The organism is Caballeronia sp. SL1002 (genome assembly GCF_057814995.1).
In genome coordinates this window covers 428,676-449,061 of the sequence record NZ_JBYMUW010000004.1, presented here as the reverse complement: position 1 = coordinate 449,061, position 20,386 = coordinate 428,676, and the positions used below count along the sequence as shown (strand labels likewise).

Sequence of the window (20,386 nt, the reverse complement as noted above, 5' to 3'; positions counted from 1 at the left end):
GCGCATGGACTCCACCGTCACCACACCCGCCACTGAGCGCGCCGTCGCCCGTCAGGCCGTGTTGCGGCTCTCGGGCATCGGCAAGCATTTCGGCGCGTTCCACGCGCTCACCGACGTCTCGCTGGAACTCGTGCCGGGCGAAGTGCATTGCCTGCTCGGCGAAAACGGCGCGGGTAAATCGACGCTGTGCAACGTGATGTTCGGCGTGCATCAGCCCGATTCCGGCGAGATGTGGCTCGACGACGCGCCGTATCGTCCGCGCAGTCCCCGCGATGCGCTCGAACACGGCATCGCGATGGTTCACCAGCATTTCAGTTTGGTGGGCGACGTGACGGTGCTCGACAACTTGCTCCTGGGTCAGTCGCGCGGCTGGCTCGACCGTGGCGCGCAGGCGGCGCGCGTGCGCGCGCTCGTCGCCGATCTCGGGCTCACGCTCGATCCCGACGCGCGCATCGCGGCGTTATCGGTCGGCGAGCGGCAGCGCGTGGAAATCGTCAAGTGCCTGATTCGCGAGCCGCGTCTGCTCGTACTCGACGAACCGACCGCCGTGCTGCTGCCCGCTGAAATCGCCGCGTTGCTCGACGTGTGCGCGCGCGTCGCGAAGCGCGGCTGCGCGGTGGTGCTGGTGACGCACAAGCTCGCGGAAATCCGCCGCATCGCCTCGCGCGCGACCGTGCTTCAAAGCGGTCGCGTGGTCGCGCGATCGGCGAACCCTTCCGCCGATATCGACATGCTCGTGCGCGCGATGATCCAGCGCACGACCGAACGCGAACCCGTCTCCGAGGTCGCGAAAGCGCCGTCGCCATACGGACGCCCGCTCTCCGAGGAAGCGCTGCAAGTGGACGGACTCACCGTGCGCGACGCGCAGGGCGTGACGCGCGTGGACGCCTGCACGCTGGTTGTGAATCGCGGCGAGATCGTGGGGATCGCGGGCGTGGAAGGCAACGGTCAGAGCGAACTCGGCGCGGTGCTCGCCGGCATGCAGAAGGCGACCATCGGACGCTTCTTCGTGCAAGGCAAGGAAATGACGAACGCGAGCCCGCGCGAGATCACGCAGCACGGCGTGGGCATCGTTCCGGAAGATCGGCACGCGGTGGCCTGCGTGCCGGACATGAGCCTGATCGACAATCTGCGGCTCAACCGGCTCGACCAGTATTCGCGCTACGGTTTTCTCAAGCGCGGTGCGATGGCGCGCGATGCGAAAGCGCTGATGAAACGCTTCGACGTGCGCGCGGCCAGTCCCGATGTACCGTTTCGCGGCCTGTCCGGCGGCAATCAGCAGAAGGCCGTGCTCGCGCGCGAACTGACTCTCGACAACCTCGTGTTCCTGATGGCGGCGCAACCCACGCGCGGCCTCGATGTCGGCGCGGTCGCGGCCGTCTACGACCATATTCGCGCCGCACGCGATGCCGGCGCGGGCGTGTTGCTGATCTCCTCCGAACTCGACGAACTGCTCGGCGTCGCCGACCGCATCCTCGTCATGTATCGCGGACGCATCATGGGCAGTTGCGTGCCGGGCAGAAACGACAGCGACGACCCGAACGCCTCGAACGAGACGATTCAATCCGATCAACGCGCGCGAATCGGCGCATGGATGGCAGGGCAATCAGCATGAACTCGACGCTTACTTCTCCGCGCATCGCGTGGCGCGGCCTGCCGCAACTCCGCACGGCGGCCGTGCTCGCGGGCGCCGCGGCGGTCGCTATCGCTGCGGCGTTGCTGCTCATCAAACTCGTCGGCGTGCCGATCGGCGATGCGCTCGCCGCGTTCGCGGACGGCGCGTGGGGATCGCCCTACGCGATCGGCGCATCGATCAACCGCAGCCTCGCGTTCGCGTTGGTCGGCATCGGCTTCGTGCTCGCGGATCGCGCGCGGCTCACGAACGTCGGCGGCGAAGGGCAGATCGCGATCGGCGGGATCGTGGCGACGGCGGTGAGCCTGTATGGCGGCGTCGCGCACTTGCCGTTCGGACTCGCGTTCATTCTGCCGATGCTCGCCGCCGCGCTCGCGGGCGCGGGCTGGGGATCGATTGCGGGCGTGTTGAAGGCGCGCGCGGGCACGAGCGAAGTCATCAGCACGCTGCTGCTTTCGTTCATCGCCGTCTGGTTTCTCTACTGGTGCGTGCAATCGGAAGCGCTGTTGCGCCAGCCGATGAGCAACGCCTCCACGCTGCCGGAATCGCTCGAAATCCCCGATAAGACGAAGCTCCCGCTGCTCGCCGCCGCTAGTTCGCTCGGGCTGCATATCGGGCTGCCGGTGACCATCGTGCTCGGCATCGCCGTTGCGGTCGTGTTGCGCCGGACGCGCTTCGGCATGCATCTGCGGGCGGTCGGTCTCAACGCCATCGCCGCGCGCCGCGCGGGCATGCCGATCACCGCGACCATCGTCGGCGCGCTCGCGCTCGCGGGCGCATTCGGCGGTCTGGCCGGCGCCTTGATGCTGCAAGGCGATCAGTACTCGCTGAAAGCAGGCTTCTCGTCGGGATACGGTTTCGACGGGCTGGTGGTCGGATTGCTCGCGCGCGGCTCGGTGACGGGCGTGTTCGCAGCGGCGCTGCTGTTCGGCTTGCTGCGCTCCGGCGGGATCAATATGGAAATGGTGGCATCGGTGCCGTCCGCGCTGGTGCTGGTCGTGCAGGGCATCGTGATCGTCGCGCTAGCGGGCGGTTCGCTCTGGCTCGAACGCAACGGAGCTTCGCGATGAACGCAGAAATTGCCGCTGTATTCGTCGGATCGTCGATCCGCTTTGCCGCCCCGCTGATGCTCGCCTCCACCGGCGAACTCGTGAGCGAACGCGCGGGCGTGCTGAACATGAGCGTCGAAGGCATGATGCTGACCGGCGCGTTTCTGGGCGCGGCGGGATCGTGGGCGACGGGCAATCCCGTGCTTGGACTCGCGATCGGCATGCTTGGCGTGCTGCCAATCGCGCTGTTGCAGGCGTTCTTGAGCATCACGCTGCGCGCCAATCAGATCGTGACCGGCATCGGCATCAACATTCTCGCGCTCGGCGGCACGACGCTCGCGTATCGCGAACTGTTCGGCGAGCGTTCCAGCGCGACCATTCCCGGACTTTCCAAATGGTCGCCGCCGGGCCTGGGTTCGATTCCGGTGATCGGCGAACCGATTTTCGATCAGGTGTGGCTCGTCTATCTCGGCGTCGCCATTCTGATTGCAACCGCCATCGTGATGCGGCGCACGGCGCTCGGCGTCGCGCTGCATGCGGTGGGCGCCGCGCCCAAGGCCGTCGATCAATCGGGCTTGTCGGTCACGCGGCTGCGCTACGGCGCGGTGCTGTACGCGGGCGTGATGTCGGGCGCGGCGGGCTGCTTCATTTCCATCGGCGATATCCATACGTTCACCGAGGGCATGACGAACGGTGTCGGCTATCTCGCGATTGCCGCGATCATTTTCGGCAACTGGAAGATCGGCCGCACGCTCGGCGCGTGCCTGCTGTTCGGCGCGGCAAGCGCGCTGCAGTTTCAATTACCACTGATGGGCGTCCATGTGCCGACTGCGCTGCTCATCATGCTGCCGTATCTGCTCGCGCTGGTCGCGGTGGCCGGACTGATCGGCCGTCAGACCGCGCCGCTCGCGCTGACCCAGCCGTTCAAACGTTAATCAAGCGTTAGGCATCGACATCAAGCGAGCGCGGTTTAGAATGCGGATCTGCACCGCGCTCGTGTACGACGTACTTTTCCGCACAGGTTTTCGATGACACGCAAGACCACACGCACTGTCCCGTCCACCGCGTCAGCCACGCCCGACGACACCGCCGCCGCACCGCGCACGCAGCGCCAGAAGATCGCGGCCACCACACGTTCGCGCATCTTCCGGACGGCTATAGCTGAGTTCGCCGATAAAGGCTTCAGCGGCGCGCGCGTCGAGACCATCGCGAGCCGGTCGAAGGTGAATATCCGCATGATCTATCACTACTTCGGCGGCAAGGAAGCGCTCTATATCGAAGTGCTGGAGTACGTGCTCGGCCAGTTGCGCGACGAGGAACTCAAGCTGAGTATCGACGCGCAGAAGATCGCGCCTATCGCGGGTATTTTGCAGCTCTACGACTTTATCGAAGGGCATTTCGCGCGGCATCCTGAACTGCTGAAGTTGCTTTCTTCCGAGAACTTGAATCGAGCGCGCTTCATGAAACGTTCGCGCGCGATTCCGGAGATGTCGTCGCCCGTGCTCGATATGTTGCGCGCGCTGATCGTGCGCGGCGAGGCGGACCGCACGCTGCGCGGCGGCATGGATGCGCTGCATCTGTATGTCGCGCTCGTCAGTCTCGCGTACTTTCACAAGTCGAACGCATACACGCTGTCGCGCATGTTCGACACCGACATGCTGACCGACGAGTGGCAAACCGATCACCGCGCGCAGGCACATGAACTTGCGCGCGCGTACATCGTTGCCGGGCCGGAGAAGACGGTGAAAGCGGCGCGGGTCAGGACCGCGGTGAGCGTGGCTTAGATTTTCAGCCGACCCGCTCGTCCGCCATCTTCGTCACGATATCGAACGCCTTCTGCGTCGCGCCGACATCCGCGCGGCCTTGCCCGTGGATATCGAATGCGGTGCCGTGCGCGGGCGTCGCGATCGGTACGGGCAAGCCGCCATGAACCGTCACGCCACGCCAGAAGCCCATCAGTTTCATCGCGATCTGACCTTGGTCGTGATACATCGTCACCACGCCGTCGAACGCTTTCTGGTCGCGCGCGCGCACGAAAATCGTGTCGGCGGGAAACGGTCCTTGCGCGTCGTAACCCAGCTTGCGCGCTTCTTCCACGGCCGGCGCGATCACGTCGATCTCTTCGCGCCCGAACGCGCCGTTGTCGCCGTTATGCGGGTTGAACCCGCACACCGCGATGCGCGGCGCGACGTTCCCCGCACGCTTCAGGCCGTCGTGAATCAAGCGCACCGCGCCGATGATCCGCTCCGCCGAGAGCTTCGCGCTCACGTCCTTCAGCGCGATATGCGACGTCACGCGCGACGTCCATAATTCGTCGAGCACATTGAACTCGCAAAAGCTGCCGCTGTAGTCCAGTTGCCGCGCGAACCACTCCATCTCGTCGCCGGTTTCCATGCCTGCCATATGCAGCGAGGTCTTGTTGACCGGCGCGAACAACATGCCTTGCGTCCGGTTCGCCTGCGTCAACGCAAGCGCTTGCTTGAACGCATCGAGGCTGTAGCGGCCGCCACGTTCGCTAGCGACGGCGCGCTCGTAAGGCGTGTCGTCGGCCAGACGAAAGTCGATCAGCGAAGGGACGTCCGTGCCGGTTGCGGCCGCGTCCTCGCGATCGACCACGGCGTAATCGAATCGCGTTCCCGCGATCTTCATGCCCGCTTCCAGTTCGCGCTGGTCGCCGATGATCAGCAGATCGGCGCGCGCGCGATTTTCCGGCTTCGCGAGCAGGCGCGCGATCAATTCCGGACCGATGCCGGCGGGGTCGCCGAGAAGGACGGCAATGCGAGGTTTCATCGTGTTCACCTGGTGTGGTACGTGCAATGTGCGCGGCGTGAAGCGTCTTCACGCCGCAGAAATCTAAACTCACTCGATGATATTGAAGTCGTCGAGATGCTTGCCGGACAGCGTAATGCCGAGCCCCGGCGTTTCATCGGAGAGTTGCAGGAAGCCGTTTTCCGGCTGCGGCTCGCCTTCGAAGATGTAGTAGAACAGCTCGTTGCCCACTTCCACGTCGAACACGGGGAAGAACTCGGACATCGGACTCGCCGTGCTCGCCATCGTCAGATGATAGTTGTGCATCTGCCCCGCGTGCGGGATCACGGGCACGGACCACGCTTCCGCCATCGCGTTGATTTTGCGCGCCGCCGTGATGCCGCCGACGCGGTTCGTGTCGTACTGGATCACGTCCACCGCGCGCCGCTCCAGCAAATCCTTGAATCCATAGCTCGTGAATTCGTGCTCGCCGCCCGATACCGGCACGATATTCATTTTCTTGAGTTCCTGATAGCCCTCGACATCATCGGCGATTACCGGCTCCTCGATCCAGCGCGGGTTGAATTCGGCGAGACGCGGTAGCATCCGGCGCGCGTATTCGAGCGTCCAGCCCATGTAGCATTCGAGCATGATGTCGATATCGTCGCCCGCGAGTTCGCGCAAGAGCCGCACTTGTTCGAGGTTCTTCGCCATGCCCTTCGGTCCGTCCTTCGGCCCATAGCCGAAGCGCATCTTCATCGCGGTAAAGCCCTGGTCGAGATAGCCTTGCGCCTCGCCGAGGAACGCATCGCGGTCGTCGTTGTTATAGAGCTTGGACGCATAGCACCAGATTTTCTCTTTGGTGCGTCCGCCGAGCAGCTTGAACACCGGCTTCTTTGCCGCCTTGCCCATGATGTCCCAGATCGCGATATCGACCGCCGAGATCGCGGCCATGCCGATGCCCTTGCGGCCCCACGCATGCGTGCGCCGATACATTTTCTGCCAGATGTATTCGCTGTCGAACGGGTCTTCGCCGATCGCGATGGGCGCGAGATATTCGTCGACGATCTGCTTGGCGATGCGCGGCGCGAGCGCACAGTTACCGATCCCGATCGTGCCGTCGTCGCACTCGATTTCAACGACGAGCCAGCCATGAAAGCGGAACGAGCCCATCGCATCGCCGCGCTCGTAAAGAATGTCCACGGCGTTCGTGCAGAAATGCGCTTGCGGCGGCACGACCTTGCCTTTCCATTCAAAGACGCGCGTGCGGATATGTTTGATTTTCATCGTCGTAATCTCCTCCAGGCGAAGCGCTCGCCGCGGGGCGTGCCGGCGCTGGCTTCAGGTTCGTCCTGCATCGGGACCGGGCGGAAAATGCGCTGAACGGCAGGGAAAACCTGCGCGCTGTCGTGATTTCGTCTCCGGCTTTTATCGTTCACACGAGCGCCCTATCAGGGCTTGTTCGAGTGTTTTTGTCAGACGCTAGTGTGCGAAACTATGCGATAACTGACCACTGAATTAATCGAATCGCCCTATTCCCTGGAGTTATCGCTCGCATGATCGCGCCCGCGTCCACCCTTCGTAAGCGTTTGCGTCTGCGTCATTTGCAGTTGATGGTCGCGCTGTCCGAAACCGAATCGCTGCGCAGCGCCGCCGACGAACTCGCGATGACGCAGCCCGCCGCGACCAAGGCGTTGCAGGAACTCGAAGAAACGGTCGGCGTGAAGCTGTTCGTGCGGCACGCGCGCGGCATGGACGCGACCGTTTTCGGCGAGGCCGTGATGCGCTATGCGCGCGTGGTGTTCGAGGATCTCGACGAATTGCGCGAGGAGCTCGCCGCGATCGAAGCGGGCGATATCGGCAAGGTGCGGATCGGCGCGGTGATGGCGCCCGCGCCGGAACTGCTCACGCACACCATCGTCGCGCTGAAGGCCGCGCATCCGAGGCTGCAGATCACCGTGCAGATCGACACCAGCGACGTGCTTGTGCAGGCGTTGCAGCAGGATCAACTGGACATTGTGATCGGGCGGATTCCAGACGGCTTTCCGGCGCTCGATCTGAGTTTTGAAACGCTGTCGGAAGAAGCGCTATCGATTGTCGTGCGGCCCGATCATCCCGCCGCGAACGCGCGGCCCAAGCTCGCGGAACTCGCGCAGTATCCGTGGATCGTGCAGCCGCATCCGAGCCCGATGCGGCAGATCATCGACCAGACGTTTCGAGAGTCGCGCGTCGCGCCGCCGGTGAGCACGGTCGAGACGTCGTCCATTTTCACGACGCTCTCGCTGCTGCGCGACTCCGACATGCTCGCCGTCCTGCCGAGTTCGGTCGCGCAGTACTACGTGGCGCTGAACACCATCGCGTCGCTGCCCACGCCATTGCGCGGACGGCTCGCGCCATACGGGTTGATCCTGAGGAAGAACCGGCGCATCCGGCCGGCGACCCAGCTCGTTATCGACGCTATCCGGGCCGCTGCCTGAGCCCGCTCAATGCGCGGCGTGCTTGGCAAGTTCGAGGTCGTGCTCGCCTTGCGGATCGGTCGAACCGATACCCGCGTCGAGCGGAATATCCGGGCGCATGAAGAACGTCGCCACGATACCGACGGCAAGCAGCCCGAGCGACCCGGCGAACGGCAAGGTCCAGCTCCCGGTCCGGTCCACGACGAAGCCGAAGACGATCGGCGAGAAGATACCCGCCACCGCCGAGCCCGCATTCACCAGACCGCTCGCGATGCCGACGTGCTTCGGCGTCACGTCCATCGGCACGGCCCAGATCGGTCCGATCGTCATTTCAAGGAAGAAGAACGAGAGGCTCAACGAAGCCGCCATGATCGGCAGCGACTTCACGAACATCACCGGTGCGAGGAAAATAAGCGCACCCAAAAACGCGCCGATGATCACATTGCGCCGCGCGCTCACCACGTTGCCAGTGCGCTTGAGAATGCGGTCACTCAGCACGCCGCCCGCCGTGTTGCCCACGACGCCCGACAGAAAGACGCCCGCCGAAAACAGCGCCGAACTCTTGAGATCGAGGCCGCGTCCGTGCATGAAGAAGGTCGGCAGCCATGTGAAGAACAGCCAGCCGGTCCAGCCGTAGCAGAAGTAGACGAGCATCGTCGGTCCGATGCGTTTCAGGAGACGGCGCCACGGCGTCGGCACCCGCGTCTTCTCGATCACGACCTTGCCCGCCGGCGGCAGATCGACTTCTTCCTCGGCGGTCATGTGACGGTGCTTGCGCGGGTTATCGGTGAAGTACCACGCGTAGACGATCACCCACACCGCGGTCAGCAAGCCAACCAGAATGAACGACGCGCGCCAGGACGCGAACGCCACGAGCAAGGCAATCAGCGGCGGCGTCACGGCGTTGCCGAGACGCGAGAACGAGTGTGTCAGACCCTGCACGAAGCCGCGTTTGCTCGCCGGATACCAGTTCGTGAGCGCGCGGGCCTGCGCCGGCAATGCCGCGCCTTCGCCGATGCCGAGCAGCATGCGCGAGCAGAACAGGGACACGATACCGCCCGCCAGACCGGTCGCGATGGTCGCGACAATCCAGATGGACGCGCAGATGATGAGCGTGGTCTTCGCGCCGACCCGGTCGCTGAACCAGCCGCCGATTACCTGGCAGATCGCATACGTATAGGCGAAAGCCGCGAACACGAGGCCGACATCGGTATTGGTGAGGTGCAGGTCGTCGCGGATCAGACCGGCCGCCGCCGACAGATTCACGCGATCCAGATACATGATGAACGACATCGCGCACATGAGCGCGAGGATCGATCGACTGACTTTCGGTCGATGCAACATTGTCTCCTCCGGTTGCACCTCGGGGCGCTTTATAGTCGGGGTCACGACTCGCGCCGTCGCTTAACTGTGCAGCCGGAGCGGTCGTGATGGAAACAGAGTCTGATGAAACGAGCGATATCCGTCTATTGAAAATAGTTGATGTGGTGATTCATTTTGCTTATACGTCCAGCTTCGGCTCGCCGCGCCGGTCTTGGCGCGCGGAACAGCGTTTGCTGCATGAGTGGTTTCCCTAGTCAATGCGGAAGCCTCTCGAATGAAACCCTATATCGTCGCTCACATGATGTCGTCGCTCGATGGCCGCAGCCTCACCGACGGCTGGAATCTCGATTACGCGTCCGATCTATACGAAAACACGGCAGCCACTTTCAAGGCCGAAGGCTGGATTTGCGGCCGCGTCACGATGCAGGAAATCTCGCACGGAACGGATTATCCGAAGGGACTCGCGAAAGCGCCGGTCCCGCGCACGCATCGTTTCGCGAAGCGTGACGCGGACCAATACGCCATTTCCATCGATCCTAAAGGACTTGTTGCATGGAAGAGCGACACGGCGCTGAAGTCGCACGTGATCGAAGTCGTGACCGAACAGGTGTCCGACGATTTCCTGGCCTATCTGCAGTCCATCGGCGTGTCGTATGTATTTGGCGGCAAGAGCGAGATCGATCTCGCGGCGGTGATCGATACGCTCGCGCGCGAGCTCGGCGTGAAGACGTTGATCGTGGAAGGCGGCTCGCATGTGAGCGGCGCGTTCGTGAATGCAGGACTCGTCGATGAAGTGAGCGTGCTGATTTTGCCGCTCGTCGATGGACGGACGGAGCATCCTTCGTCGTTCGAAGTCGCGATGGACAAGTGGCACGCGCCCGCGTATTTGTCGCTCAAGTCGGTCGAGAAGACCGAGCACGACGCGATCTGGCTGCGCTACACGAAGTCACCCCGAAGCACGTGAAAACGCGCATCCGGGGTGACAAGGCGGTCAACAAGAATCAGGCTGTGATCCCGACGCTGCGCAGGAAGGACAACGACGGCGCGAAGAAATAATCGCCGCCCTTGAGCGTGACGAACTGCGCGAAGCCGGCCTTCTTGGGCGGAGCCGCTGGCCATGTGTAATCACGGCTCGTCGGGTCCGAGGTCGCGCCCATTTGACCGATGATCGGATCGATACCCACTTGAGGGAACGTCTTCGCGCCGATATTGGCGACGAATTTGTCGTTGTTCGCCCACGATTGCTGCGTGAACTCGAACTGGTTCTCGATGCTCGCCATGTAGGCCATGAACAGCAGTCCGATGTCCTTCTCCGGCTCATGGCCGGCGTCCGCGAATTCACTGCGGTCGGCGTTATGCGGACGGAGTGCGCCGTAGGTGATGCCACGGCGCGCCATGATGGGCCGACGTCCAGGTTGCGCGTCTTCAGTGCCGGTGATGCGCTCGATATCCCCGCGCGGATTGACTTTGCGGATGTGCGCCTGGAACGGGCAGCGCGCTGCATCCGCGTCGGCCGAGTAATCGAAGTTGTTCGGCGGTGCGGCTTTCAGTGCAGTCGGCGACAAGGTAAGTGGCGTACCGTCTTCGAATCTGCCGACGACCATCGCACCCGCGCGGTCGAGTTCGTCTTGCGACGCTCCCGGGCCGAATAACGTCTTGCCAAGTGCATCTTCCGCCGCATTGAAGCCGCGCGCATTCTGCTCGAGCTTGCGGAACACAAAGTAGCTTCCCGCCGAAAGCGGTCCGCGGCCGTTCGGATCCGCCACGATGAATTGCGACGGCTTGAACGCCGGATCCCAGCCGCCTTTAGGCTCGGCTGTAATGTCTTCTTGCAGGAAAAGCGGCTGGCTGCGGCCATCGACATAGCCGAAATGTTCGACACCCTGCGGAACGCCTGGCTGGAAATCACGCGTCTGTTGCAGGCCCGTTTCAACCGCCAGCACGGTCACTTTGGACGCTTTCAAATAGTGGATCACCGCATGCATGTCGCGATCGACCGCATGCGAGTTTGCATCCGCGATCAGGAACATTGCGTCGGGCTGCGCGTAGGTCCAGTGCGGGTCCCACGTGCCGCGCTCGGGGTCGTTGAGCGTATCGCGACGCTTCGGCATCCCCGCGCGATACGCCTCGCCCGCTGGCGTTTCGACCGTTGCGCCGAGCGCGGTATAGCCCGATGCACTGACGAAGAGGCAACGCACGGGACCGCCGTCGAGATGCGGCGGAAGGCGCTTGTTCTTGCGCAGTTGCTCGTAGGCGCTGGTGCAGGATTCCCCTAGTGCGCGCACGACTTCGGCGGTCTCCTGGGCATTCATGCCCGCGAAACTCATAAAGATATGGGCGGCGTGATGACGTCCGTGCCCTTTAAGGATATTCGCCTGAAGGTCGTCGAGAAAGAGCTTTAATTCCGCATCGGTGCTCGATTTCGTCCAGGTGATGGGCGTGTCTAGTACTGTGGCTAAAGTTGTCATGGCTTGGATCTCTGATGATGTGAGAATGCTTGAATCAAGCGTGCTTAGTTCGAGCACGATCCGAACACGCGGCGTCGTGCGCCTTCAATGCATACGCTAACCAGCAGCCAAGCCGATGCCATTCCGCGATTGTTTAAGTACCTTTGAAATTGTTCACGGCGCCCGGCACGGGGTTTTAGATCGCGCGTGCCGGTGAGCAGCTTGACCGGTGCGCGCGACGCTGCGCACCCGTAGCCCATACATGCACAGGAAACGATTGAGCCGTGGAAATTTTTGAATGCGAGCGCTGCGGTACGCCGCTATCGGTCGCTGACCGCTTCGAACCCGGCGACCGTCACCGCCAGTCCGCGAGAATCCGCGCGCACGGCAAGCGTGAAGGTCGCGCGATGCCGGGCCGCGACACGCGATGCAATCGCGAGACCGAGGCCGCTGCCCTGCCCTTGCGCGCCCGTGCCGCGATAAAACCGGTCGCACACGCGGTCGATTTCCTCGGCGGGGATACCGGGGCCGTCGTCGAGCACGGCAAGCGTCACGCCGTCACGCTCGCGCCGCAGAATCATATCGACGCGGCCGCCCGGCGCAACATGGCGAATGGCGTTGTCGAGCAAATTGTTGACGAGCACCGCGAGCGCGTGTGCGTCGCCCATCACCGTGTACGTATCGCTTGCGTCGCGCGGTTGTTCGAGTTCCAGTCCGAGATCGATGGCGCGCGCTTCGGCCACCATCGAGAAATCGCTCACGCAGCGCTCGCCGAGATGACGCAGGCTTAGCGGCGCGAACGATGCCGTATGTTCCGCGTCCTCGCGCGCCATGGTCAGCAGTTGCTGAGCAAGATGAATCGTGCGCTGCAGACGCCCGTCGATCCGCCCAAGCGTCTCGCTCTCGCCCTGCAGCGTGCCGTTCTGCACGGCGGCCTGAATCTGCAGCTTGAGCGCGGCGAGCGGCGTGCGCAGTTCGTGCGCGGCATCGGCGACGAAGGTACGCTGCGCCTGCGACGCCGCGTTCACGCGCAGCAGGAGATCGTTCAACGCATCGACGAGCGGACGGATTTCCACCGGCACGGTCCGCCCGAGCGTGGCCGGGTCGATCGGCTCGATCGACTCTGCGGAGCGGCTCGACAGCGCACGTGATAAACCGCGAATCGGCGCGAGGCCGCGCGCCACCACGAACAGCACCAGCATGATCGTGACGGGCGCCATCAATGCGAGCGGCCAGAGCGTGCGCAGCGCGAGCTTGAGTGCGAGTTCCTCGCGCACGGAATACGGCTGCGCGACCTGCACGAAGCGATCCGCCTGCTCGATCCCGAACACGCGCCACCGAATGCCCTCACGTTGCGTCGAACGAAAACCTTCGCCGATACGCGGCAGCGCCGGCTCCTTCAGCGAGTGATAGACGAGCCGCCCGGTGCGGTCCCAGATGTCGATCACGATACGATCGTCGGCGATGCCGTTGAGGGTTTCGTCGTGACGCTCGTTCGCGTCGCCGGCGGCGATATTCGTCGGCAGCGACAACGCGACGGTGCGCAGTTCGTAGTCGAACAATTCGCCCGCCTCGGCGCGCGCGGTGTGGAAGATGCCGTAGCCCGCGGCCAGACACGCCGCCGCGAGACCGAAGATGAGCCAGCCGAGCAGCCATCGGCGTATCGAACTCACGCGAGCCTCTTCAGCCGATAACCCACGCCGCGCACCGTCACGATCTGCTCGACGCCGATCTTGCGCCGCAAGCTGTGCACATGAACCTCGATGGTATTGCTGCCTACTTCCTCGCCCCATCCGTACAGTTTTTCTTCGAGTTCCGCGCGGCGAAACACGCGCGACGGCTCTTCGATCAACGCCTGCAGCAACGCAAACTCGCGCGGCACGAGATTGAGTTCCACGCCGCCCTTGGTGGCTTCGTGCGCCGCCGGATCGAGCGCGAGTTCGCCGTGCGTGTAGACGGGATGCTTCTGCCCGGTCCGGCGACGCAGCAGCGCACGCACCCGCGCGGCCAGTTCGTCGAGATCGAACGGCTTCATCAGATAGTCGTCGGCGCCGGCATCGAGGCCACGAATGCGGTCGTCCACCGCGTCGCGCGCCGTGAGGATGATGACGGGCGCCGTGCCGCCCGTGCGCCGGTAATCGTTGAGCACGTCGATCCCGTCGCGCTTCGGCAAGCCGAGATCCAGCAGCACGAGGTCGTACACGCCATTGCCGAGCGACAAGTCGGCCTCGCGCCCGTCGCGGGCCCAGTCCACCGCATAGCCGAGACGCCGCAGCGAATCGAGCACGGTCTCGGCAATCATCTCGTCGTCTTCCACCAGCAACAGACGCATGCGCGCCTCCTTCGATTCAATCCTCGTAGCCGCTGATTGTCGCGGGCCGTGCCTTAAGTCTTGCTTAAGCCTCTCCTAAGCTTGCGCTAAGCCTTCGCTAAGCGTTGGTTAAGGGTTTCTTAAGCATGCGGTTCATAGAATCGGCCACTCCTTCGAGCCGCGCGTCATGCACGGCGCGTCCATTGTCCGGGGAGTTCCGATTGTCTGCCAGTCCCGCATCCTCACCCGCGCCGAGGCGGCGCCGCGCCGTCACGGTCGTCGCTGCCGCCGCGCTGCTGCTGGCCGGCTGCACGTCGTATCACCGCGAGCCGCTCGCGCCGCGCGGCACCTCGACCTCGCTCGAATCGCTCGCGCGCCTGTCCATCGATCCCGCGACGATGCCGCTGCCCGAACTCGCCGCGCACCGCTTCGATCCATCGGACGGGCTCGATATCGAGGAAGTGGCGATCCTCTCCGTCGCGAACAATCCGGACCTCAAGCTCGCGCGCGGCGATCTCGGCATCGCCCGCGCGCAGGCATTTTCGGCGGGTTTGCTGCCCGATCCGCAACTCGCCGTATCGAGCGATTACCCGGGCGCGCAAGGCACGACGCGCGCGTTCAACTACGGCTTGAGCATGGACGTCATGGCCATCGTGACGCGCGGCGCGAACAAGGCGTCGGCGGACGCGACGGTCGTGAAGACCGATCTCGTGCTGCTCTGGCAGGAATGGCAAGTCATCGCGCAGGCGAAGCAGCTTTTTCTCAAGACACGCCTGCACGACACGACGTTACCGCTTCTTCGGCAGCAACGCGATCTGGCGCAGACGCGTTATGAACGGATGGCCGAAGCGGCCCATGAAGGCAATCTCACCGGCGAAGCCTTAAGCGCCGCGCTCACTGCTTACAGCGACGCCCGCAAACAATACACCGACGCCGAGCGCGCCGCCGAGCAGACGCATCACGATCTGAATGCGCTGCTGGGCGTCGCACCCGACGTGTCGCTGCAACTCGTCGATACATCCGACGCACGCGCGACGCCGCCCGCCGCCGCCGACATCGACGCGGCGCTTGCCGCTTTGCCGAAGCGCCGTCCCGATCTGCTCGCACTGCAAGCCGGATACGAGGCGCAGGAACAGAAGTACCGCGCCGCGATCATGTCTCAGTTTCCGAGCCTGAACGTAGGCTTCAACCGCGCCCGCGATACGTCGAACATCTACACCACCGGATTTCAGATCAGCCTGAGCTTGCCGATCTTCAACCGCAATCGCGGCAACGTCGCGATCGAATCCGCCACGCGCCAGCGCATGCGCGACGAGTATCAGACGCGGCTCAATCAAGCCGTGGCCGATGTCGCGCACTTGCGGGCGGACGGCGAGATTCTCGCGCGCCAGCTTTCCCAGACCGAAGCCGCGCTGCCGGAAGCGGACGCCGCCGCCCGCGACGCCCGCGCCGCGTATGCCGAACACAATCTCGCGCTCGGCGCCTATACCGATGCCGAAGCCGCCACACTGACGCGCCGTATCGATATCGCAACGCTCGCCGAGTCGCTCGCGGAACAGCGCGTCGGTTTGCAGGCCATTCTCGGCAGCGCGATTCCGGACGCCTTCATTCAGGACCAGACCTTCCTCGACGCCCATGAAAATTAATCGTCCGATCCGCCTCATCTCGCTCGCGAGCGTCTGTGCCGCGTTTGCGGCGTCTCACGCTCACGCCGATGAACCCGTCGTCGCGGTTCAGACCGCTACTGTGCAGCGCGGCACGATCGCGCAACCCGTGCGCGCCTATGGCGTGGTCGAAGCGTCCGCCGCGAACCTCGCGACCGTCAACCTGCCCTACGTCGCGCGGATCGTGGAGATGCGCGTTCAGGGCGGCCAGACGGTTGCGCGCGGAACGCCGTTGTTCGTGGTCCAGGCCGATCCTGCCGCCGCGCTCGCCGCCACGCAGGCCAAGAGCGCCGTGACGCTCGCGGGCGGCGAACTCGCGCGAACGCAGTCGCTCTTCGACAAGAATCTCGCCACCGCGTCGCAACTCGCCGCCGCCAAAAAGGCCGAACAGGACGCGCGGCAGGCTCTCGCCGCGCAGTCGAGCACGGGTATCGTCGCGGGCAACAAGACGGTCGTCGCGACGGTCGACGGTGTCGTGCTGCAAGTGCAAGCGAACCCCGGCGATCAGATTCAGGCGGGCGCCTCGATTCTTCAGATCGCGCGCGCCAGCAACGTGCACGATGCGCGCGGCAACGTCGTTCTCGGTATCGAGCCAGCGGATGCGCAACGCGTGCATCCCGGCGACAGCGTCACGCTGCACGGTCTCTCGACCACGCTCTCGCATCAATCGGCCGTGGGACGCGTCTTGCTCGTCGGCGCGTCGATCGACCCGCAGACGCAGCTTGTCGATATCAGCGCGAACGTACCGCTCGGCGCGACGCCGTTCCTGCCCGGCACGCACGTGAGCGCGGACATCGCGACCGCCGAGAACGTGCACTGGATCGTGCCGCGCGCCGCCGTCCTCAAGGACGCTCACGGCGAGTACGTGTTTCAGATAACGCCCGCGAAGAAGGCGCGGCGCGTGGCCGTCGTCACGAAAATCGAGGACAACGACCGCTACGGCATCGACGGTCCGCTCGATGCATCGCAACCGCTCGTCGTGACCGGCAACTATGAATTGAAGGACGGCGGCGCGGTGCAGACGAGCGGAGGCGCCCCGCGATGAATTTCGGACAATGGATGCAGGCGCATCGCCGCTCGCTGCTTTTCGTGATCGCGCTCCTGGCGATTGCTGGAGCGCTGACCGCGTTCCGTCTCCCCATCTCGCTCTTTCCGAACGTCGCGTTTCCGCGCGCCGTCGTCTCACTCGATGCGGGCGACCGTCCCGCCGAACAGATGGCGACGCTCGTCACCATGCCTGTTGAAGAGGCGTTGCGGCGCGTGCCGAACGTGCGCGATGTCGAGTCGAAAACGAGCCGGGGCGCCGCCGAAATCTCGATCAATTTCGACTGGGGCACCGACATGGCGCAAGCCACGCTGCAGTCGCAATCGGCCATCGGCGAGATACTCGGCACGCTACCGGCCGGCACGAGCATGCAGGTGCGCCGCATGGACCCGACGGTGTTTCCGGTGCTCGCGTATAGCCTTACGTCGGATCGTCAGTCGCTTTCCGCGTTGCGCGATCTTGCGCAATTCCAGATGCGGCCGCTGCTTTCGTCGGTGGAAGGCGTGGCGCGTGTCGATGTCACCGGCGGCGCGCAGGACGAGTTCGAAGTCGCCATCGACCCGGCTCGTCTCGCCGCGCTCAAGCTCTCGGTCGCGGATGTGTCGAAGGCGATCGGCGCGAGCAATGTGCTGATGGCGACGGGGCGTATCGAAGATCACTACAAGCTGTACCTCGTGATCGCGAACACCGTCATTACGCACATCGACGAGCTGAAGAACGTGGTGGTGCAGACGAACGGCGCCACGCAGATCCGGCTCGGCGATGTCGCCACCGTGCGTCAGGGCGTCACGCCGCAATGGATGCGCGTGACCGCCGACGGCCACGACGCCGTGCTCGTGAATATCTACCAGCAACCGGGCGCGAACAGCGTCGCGATGGCGAAGGCAATCCGCACGAAACTCGACGACTTCCAGCATCAGATGCCGCCCGGCGTGCGCCTTTCGAACTGGTACGACCAGAGCGAACTGGTCGTCGCTTCCGCCGCGAGCGTGCGCGACGCGATCATGATCGGCGTCGTGCTCGCCGCCTTCACGCTGTTCGCGTTCCTGCGCAACTGGAAGATCACCGCGATCGCGGTGGCGCTCGTGCCGGTCGTGATGGCCGCGACCATTCTCCTGCTCAACGTGTTCGGCATGGGCTTCAACATCATGACGCTCGGCGGCATGGCGGCGGCGGTCGGTCTCGTGATCGACGACGCTATCGTGATGATCGAACATATCGTGCGACGCATGCGCGAGGGTGGCGCGAAAGCGTTTCACGGCCGCGTGATGAGCGCCGCACTCGAATTCACGCGGCCGCTCGCGGGCTCATCGGCCGCAACGCTGATCGTGTTCGTGCCGCTCGCGTTTCTCTCGGGCGTGACGGGCGCGTTCTTCAAGGCGCTGTCGGTCACGATGGCAAGCGCGTTGTTCATCTCGTTCCTCGTGACGTGGCTCGCCGTCCCGATTCTCTGCGACCGCTGGCTCAAGCCGAGCGACGCCGACGAGCATCGCGAAACGCGCTTCGCCGCGTGGATGAACGCGCGCTACGGCACGCTCGTCGAGCGCGTGAGCGGGCGGCCATGGCTCGTGTTGATCGGCGTCGTGCCGCTCGTGCTGGTCGCCGCGTTCGCGTTCACGCAGGTCGGCAGCGGCTTCATGCCGACCATGGACGAAGGCGGTTTCGTGCTCGACTATCACACGGAAGCCGGCACGTCGGTAACGGAAACCGACCGGCTGATGAAAGAGGTCGAAGGCATCGTGAGCGCGAATCCGAACGTGGCGACGTATTCGCGGCGCACGGGCGCGGGTCTCGGCGGCGATCTTAACGAGCCGAACAAGGGCGACTTTTTCGTGCGGCTGAAATCCGGCTCGCGCGAGCCGATTGCGACCGTGATGGAAGAGATTCGCTCGAAGGTCGAGACACAAGTCCCGGGCGTCACGTTCGAACTGGCGCAGTTGATGGAAGACCTGATCGGCGATCTCACGGCCGTACCGCAGCCGGTCCAGATCAAAATTTTCTCCGACGACCAGAACACGCTCGATGCGACCGCGCACAAAGTAGCGGCCACGATTGGCGGCATCAAGGGCATCGTGGATGTGAACGACGGCATCAATCCCGCCGGCGATGCGCTCGAACTGCGCATCCGCCCGGACGCCGCCGCGGCCGAAGGCATGGACCCGCAATCCGTCGCGCAGGCGGTATCCGACATGGTCGAAGGCAATGTCGCGACGCAGTTCCAGACCGGACCGAAAACGGTCGGCGTACGCGTGCATGTCGCGAACGCGCTGCAACTCACCGATACGCAACTCGGCCTGCTGCAAATCCGCGCGCCCGACGGCCATCTGTTCGCGCTGAATCGCGTGGCGGATCGCGTCGTGGTCAGCGGCCAGCCGGAGATTACGCGCGACAATCTCAAACGCATGGTTGCCGTCACCGCGCGTATCGACGGTCGCGATCTCGGCTCGACCGTCGCCGATGTGCAGAAGGCGCTCGGCGCTGCCAACCTGCTGCCGAAGGGCGTTTATTACGAACTCGGCGGCCTCTATCAGCAGCAGCAGATTGCGTTCAAGGGCTTGATGACCGTGTTCGGCGCGGCCGTTGCACTCGTGTTCGGCCTGCTGCTCTTTCTCTACGAGCGGTTTCGCATCGCACTCGCCGTGCTCGCGATGCCCCTGCTCGCCACCGGCGCGGTATTCGTCGACTTGTGGGTGACCGGGATCGAACTGAACATATCGGCCATGATGGGCATGACGATGATTATCGGCATCGTGACCGAGGTGGCGATCTTCTACGTCTCCGAGCTACAGGGCCTCACGCGCGACGAAGGCATGCCGTTCGATCGCGCGCTGATCGAAGCCGGACGCAACCGCCTGCGCCCTATCGCGTTGGCGATGATTCCGGCGGCTCTGGCGCTCCGGCCGCTCGCGTTCGCCATCGGCCAGGGATCGGCGATGCAGCAGCCGCTCGCCATCGCGATCATCTCGGGACTCATCGCGCAGTTGCCGCTCGTGCTCCTCGTGCTGCCCGTGCTGCTCCGTCTCCTCATGCGAAAGCGCACGTAGCCATGCTTAAGCGTTCCATAAGGAAGGCCGGCGCAGCATGGTCGAATACCGGGGCGAACGTCCCCGCCGCGCGACCACGGAGACGGATCATGCGCATGTCCGATGTAATGCCGCTTTTGTCGTCGTTCCGCGCGAACCTCGTCTTGTTCGCGTTCGCCGTCGCGGCATCGGATGGCGCTTGGCTCGTGGCGTCGGCGTTAATCGGGCGGCCGCAATGGATCGGCTTGCTCGCCGTGCGGGCCGCGACGATCGGCACGGCCACCGCGATCACGCTGCTCTTGCGGCGCGCTGCAAAACGCGCCTTCGATACGGCCGACCGCGCGGATCAACTCGTCCCCGCGAGAGGTCGCGCGGCCTTGCCGACCGTATCCGATCGGTGCAACGACGACTGGCTGGTGCAGTTGCATATCGATCTGCATCCACGGTTGTTTCGCTGACGACAGCCGCAAAACCGCCGTGAAAATGGCAGGCGGCGTGCGTCCACGCGAACGGTCGTGACATTGAACCATGGCCGTTCCTTTAGCCCGGCGCGGCTCGCGCCGGGCTTTTTTTTGGGGTATGCGTCAAGTAGCGGACGCGTGGACGCGGCCCGGCGGCCTCGGGCGCCGCTAAGTTTGCCGCGCTACGCTCGGCGCATCGTCGATCCGGCTTGTTCTCATGACTTAT

16 protein-coding genes are annotated in these 20,386 nt (G+C 64.2%); 10 read left to right on the top strand and 6 right to left on the bottom strand.

Features of this window, described 5'->3' with window-relative positions; translation table 11 throughout:
- The first annotated feature begins 4 nt into the window (after window positions 1–4).
- The 4 genes from AC3D25_RS23510 to AC3D25_RS23495 all read left to right on the top strand — a co-directional run bounded on the left by AC3D25_RS23510 (window position 5) and on the right by AC3D25_RS23495 (window position 4,466).
- Window positions 5–1,615: an ABC transporter ATP-binding protein gene (locus AC3D25_RS23510; RefSeq protein ID WP_488890872.1), complete on the top strand. Its 1,611-nt coding sequence runs from the start codon at window positions 5–7 to the stop codon at window positions 1,613–1,615.
- On the top strand, window positions 1,612–2,703 hold the full coding sequence (locus tag AC3D25_RS23505) for an ABC transporter permease (protein ID WP_488890871.1): 1,092 nt from the start codon (window positions 1,612–1,614) through the stop codon (window positions 2,701–2,703). The genes AC3D25_RS23510 and AC3D25_RS23505 overlap by 4 nt, the downstream gene beginning before the upstream one ends.
- The gene (locus AC3D25_RS23500; protein ID WP_488890870.1) at window positions 2,700–3,617 is read left to right on the top strand and encodes an ABC transporter permease; all 918 of its coding nucleotides are present in this window, start codon (window positions 2,700–2,702) and stop codon (window positions 3,615–3,617) included. The genes AC3D25_RS23505 and AC3D25_RS23500 overlap by 4 nt, the downstream gene beginning before the upstream one ends.
- Window positions 3,618–3,710: 93 nt before the next feature.
- Window positions 3,711–4,466 carry a TetR/AcrR family transcriptional regulator gene (locus AC3D25_RS23495; RefSeq protein WP_488890869.1) on the top strand — a complete coding sequence of 252 codons (756 nt, stop codon included), beginning with the start codon at window positions 3,711–3,713 and terminating at the stop codon, window positions 4,464–4,466.
- 4 nt (window positions 4,467–4,470) lie between these two features.
- Here AC3D25_RS23495 and AC3D25_RS23490 read toward each other — a convergent pair whose 3' ends face one another.
- Together AC3D25_RS23490 and AC3D25_RS23485 are read right to left on the bottom strand one after the other, a co-directional pair.
- On the bottom strand, window positions 4,471–5,472 hold the full coding sequence (locus AC3D25_RS23490; RefSeq protein ID WP_488890868.1) for a 4-hydroxythreonine-4-phosphate dehydrogenase PdxA: 1,002 nt from the start codon (window positions 5,470–5,472) through the stop codon (window positions 4,471–4,473).
- 69 nt (window positions 5,473–5,541) lie between these two features.
- Window positions 5,542–6,717 (bottom strand): L-rhamnonate dehydratase, encoded by a 1,176-nt coding sequence (locus AC3D25_RS23485; RefSeq protein ID WP_488890867.1) that lies wholly within the window; start codon window positions 6,715–6,717, stop codon window positions 5,542–5,544.
- 269 nt (window positions 6,718–6,986) lie between these two features.
- On the opposite strand from AC3D25_RS23485, the gene AC3D25_RS23480 reads away from it, so the two are divergent.
- Window positions 6,987–7,907, top strand: a complete 921-nt coding sequence (locus AC3D25_RS23480) for a LysR family transcriptional regulator (protein WP_488890866.1) — start codon at window positions 6,987–6,989, stop codon at window positions 7,905–7,907.
- Between the two features lie 6 nt (window positions 7,908–7,913).
- Here AC3D25_RS23480 and AC3D25_RS23475 read toward each other — a convergent pair whose 3' ends face one another.
- A complete protein-coding gene (locus tag AC3D25_RS23475) occupies window positions 7,914–9,230 on the bottom strand; it encodes an MFS transporter (protein WP_488890865.1) in 1,317 nt (438 codons plus the stop codon).
- Between the two features lie 253 nt (window positions 9,231–9,483).
- Here AC3D25_RS23475 and AC3D25_RS23470 point away from each other — a divergent pair, with 253 nt between their 5' ends.
- Window positions 9,484–10,173 (top strand): dihydrofolate reductase family protein, encoded by a 690-nt coding sequence (locus AC3D25_RS23470; RefSeq protein ID WP_488890864.1) that lies wholly within the window; start codon window positions 9,484–9,486, stop codon window positions 10,171–10,173.
- Between the two features lie 37 nt (window positions 10,174–10,210).
- Here AC3D25_RS23470 and AC3D25_RS23465 read toward each other — a convergent pair whose 3' ends face one another.
- From AC3D25_RS23465 to AC3D25_RS23455, 3 genes are all read right to left on the bottom strand, one after another.
- A complete protein-coding gene (locus AC3D25_RS23465) occupies window positions 10,211–11,677 on the bottom strand; it encodes a Dyp-type peroxidase (protein ID WP_488890863.1) in 1,467 nt (488 codons plus the stop codon).
- 299 nt (window positions 11,678–11,976) lie between these two features.
- Entirely contained in the window at window positions 11,977–13,329 is a 1,353-nt protein-coding gene (locus tag AC3D25_RS23460) for an ATP-binding protein (RefSeq protein WP_488890862.1), read from the bottom strand.
- Window positions 13,326–13,988, bottom strand: coding sequence for a response regulator (locus AC3D25_RS23455; RefSeq protein ID WP_488890861.1), 663 nt, complete (start codon window positions 13,986–13,988; stop codon window positions 13,326–13,328). Before AC3D25_RS23455 ends, AC3D25_RS23460 begins: the two co-directional genes overlap by 4 nt.
- Window positions 13,989–14,188: 200 nt before the next feature.
- Between AC3D25_RS23455 and AC3D25_RS23450 the strand changes: the two genes are divergently transcribed.
- From AC3D25_RS23450 to AC3D25_RS23435, 4 genes are all read left to right on the top strand, one after another.
- Window positions 14,189–15,613: a TolC family protein gene (locus AC3D25_RS23450; RefSeq protein WP_488890860.1), complete on the top strand. Its 1,425-nt coding sequence runs from the start codon at window positions 14,189–14,191 to the stop codon at window positions 15,611–15,613.
- Window positions 15,603–16,676: an efflux RND transporter periplasmic adaptor subunit gene (locus tag AC3D25_RS23445; protein ID WP_488890859.1), complete on the top strand. Its 1,074-nt coding sequence runs from the start codon at window positions 15,603–15,605 to the stop codon at window positions 16,674–16,676. Before AC3D25_RS23450 ends, AC3D25_RS23445 begins: the two co-directional genes overlap by 11 nt.
- A complete protein-coding gene (locus AC3D25_RS23440; protein WP_488890858.1) occupies window positions 16,673–19,720 on the top strand; it encodes an efflux RND transporter permease subunit in 3,048 nt (1,015 codons plus the stop codon). The genes AC3D25_RS23445 and AC3D25_RS23440 overlap by 4 nt, the downstream gene beginning before the upstream one ends.
- Before the next feature lie 95 nt (window positions 19,721–19,815).
- Window positions 19,816–20,157 (top strand): hypothetical protein, encoded by a 342-nt coding sequence (locus AC3D25_RS23435; protein WP_488890857.1) that lies wholly within the window; start codon window positions 19,816–19,818, stop codon window positions 20,155–20,157.
- Window positions 20,158–20,386 lie beyond the last annotated feature (229 nt).

What these genes read in the sequence shown, in the direction of transcription:
- AC3D25_RS23490 (WP_488890868.1), bottom strand. Translation starts at nt 5,472, where the DNA reads ATGAAACCTCGCATTGCCGTCCTTCTCGGCGACCCCGCCGGCATCGGT.
- AC3D25_RS23480 (WP_488890866.1), top strand. Translation starts at nt 6,987, where the DNA reads ATGATCGCGCCCGCGTCCACCCTTCGTAAGCGTTTGCGTCTGCGTCAT.
- AC3D25_RS23435 (WP_488890857.1), top strand. Translation starts at nt 19,816, where the DNA reads ATGTCCGATGTAATGCCGCTTTTGTCGTCGTTCCGCGCGAACCTCGTC.
- AC3D25_RS23505 (WP_488890871.1), top strand. Translation starts at nt 1,612, where the DNA reads ATGAACTCGACGCTTACTTCTCCGCGCATCGCGTGGCGCGGCCTGCCG.
- AC3D25_RS23445 (WP_488890859.1), top strand. Translation starts at nt 15,603, where the DNA reads ATGAAAATTAATCGTCCGATCCGCCTCATCTCGCTCGCGAGCGTCTGT.
- AC3D25_RS23510 (WP_488890872.1), top strand. Translation starts at nt 5, where the DNA reads ATGGACTCCACCGTCACCACACCCGCCACTGAGCGCGCCGTCGCCCGT.
- AC3D25_RS23440 (WP_488890858.1), top strand. Translation starts at nt 16,673, where the DNA reads ATGAATTTCGGACAATGGATGCAGGCGCATCGCCGCTCGCTGCTTTTC.
- AC3D25_RS23455 (WP_488890861.1), bottom strand. Translation starts at nt 13,988, where the DNA reads ATGCGTCTGTTGCTGGTGGAAGACGACGAGATGATTGCCGAGACCGTG.
- AC3D25_RS23470 (WP_488890864.1), top strand. Translation starts at nt 9,484, where the DNA reads ATGAAACCCTATATCGTCGCTCACATGATGTCGTCGCTCGATGGCCGC.
- AC3D25_RS23500 (WP_488890870.1), top strand. Translation starts at nt 2,700, where the DNA reads ATGAACGCAGAAATTGCCGCTGTATTCGTCGGATCGTCGATCCGCTTT.
- AC3D25_RS23495 (WP_488890869.1), top strand. Translation starts at nt 3,711, where the DNA reads ATGACACGCAAGACCACACGCACTGTCCCGTCCACCGCGTCAGCCACG.
- AC3D25_RS23475 (WP_488890865.1), bottom strand. Translation starts at nt 9,230, where the DNA reads ATGTTGCATCGACCGAAAGTCAGTCGATCGATCCTCGCGCTCATGTGC.
- AC3D25_RS23465 (WP_488890863.1), bottom strand. Translation starts at nt 11,677, where the DNA reads ATGACAACTTTAGCCACAGTACTAGACACGCCCATCACCTGGACGAAA.
- AC3D25_RS23485 (WP_488890867.1), bottom strand. Translation starts at nt 6,717, where the DNA reads ATGAAAATCAAACATATCCGCACGCGCGTCTTTGAATGGAAAGGCAAG.